This window comes from Pseudoalteromonas umbrosa, from assembly GCF_030125375.1.
Taxonomy (GTDB): domain Bacteria; phylum Pseudomonadota; class Gammaproteobacteria; order Enterobacterales; family Alteromonadaceae; genus Pseudoalteromonas; species Pseudoalteromonas umbrosa.
Genome location: NZ_JASJUU010000019.1, coordinates 1 through 1,114, shown reverse-complemented (window position 1 = coordinate 1,114; position 1,114 = coordinate 1). Strand labels below are relative to the sequence as shown.

Sequence of the window (1,114 nt, the reverse complement as noted above, 5' to 3'; positions counted from 1 at the left end):
TAAGTTTGGCATCGCTTGCATTTGATATCTCTCTATTTGAATGGTTATACCCCTTATTGCATGGGGGACAAGTTCGTCTGGTCTGCAAAGAAGACATCTTGGATATGGCGCAGTTACAGCATCATATATCGCAAGCCGATTGGGTGCATATGGTGCCAAGTTTACTGGGCAGCTGGTTAAATAGCTTACATGCTGAGGCATGTACTCAGTTAACAGGGCTTAAAGGCATTGCGACCGGCGGTGATAATGTGCCCGCGTCTTTATTAAAAGCCGTACATCACACCTTACCAGAGGTGGCCTTATTACAGTTTTATGGTCCAACCGAGGCCACGTTAATTGCCAGTTGTGAAACAGATGCAGCACAGCATAATCACAGCATTGGTCAGGTTATCTCGCACAGTGAAGCGTATGTACTGGACCAAGATTTGCAGCTACAACCACAAGGGTGTGTGGGTGAATTGTATCTTGGCGGTGCGTTGGCGCAGGGGTATTTAAACCAGCCTAAGCTCAGTGCCCATCACTTTATCGCCCACCCTTTTAAGCAAGATGAAGGGGCGCGTTTATATAAAACCGGTGATTTGGTGCGTGTTGGCAAAGATGGCCGTTTGTCATTCGTTGGTCGCTCGGATGAGCAAGTTAAAATCCGTGGTTTCCGCGTTGAGTTGGGAGACATAGAGCAGCATCTTCGGGCCTTGTCAGGGGTCACAGATTGTGTGGTGATGGTGCAAACAGAGGACACAGAGAAACGTCTGGTTGCCTATGTGCAAAGTACAGAGGACACAGAGCAGTCAGCCTTGATTGCAAAGTGGCGAGCAGGGTTATCACAACAGCTCCCGAGCTATATGGTGCCCACAGGTTGGTGTGTGTTGGCGGCATTGCCTTTGAATGTGAATGGCAAGCTTGATAAAAAAGCATTACCAGAAATCGATATGACACAGGCTCAAGCGGAGTATGTGGCACCTCAGAATGAGCAAGAGCGCGCTTTGGTTGAGATTTGGGCGACGTTATTAAAACTGGAAGCCGATAAGCTGAGTGTTTTGGCGAACTTCTTTGAATTGGGTGGCGACTCCATTTTGTCGATCCAAGTGGTGTCTAGGGCGGCCCAACAAGGGCT

Annotated in this window: 1 protein-coding gene; it reads left to right on the top strand. The window is 48.5% G+C overall.

The window, feature by feature from the left end; translation table 11 throughout:
* Window positions 1–1,114: non-ribosomal peptide synthetase (locus QNM16_RS24895; protein WP_284022921.1), on the top strand; the 1,114-nt coding region annotated here is incomplete at both ends.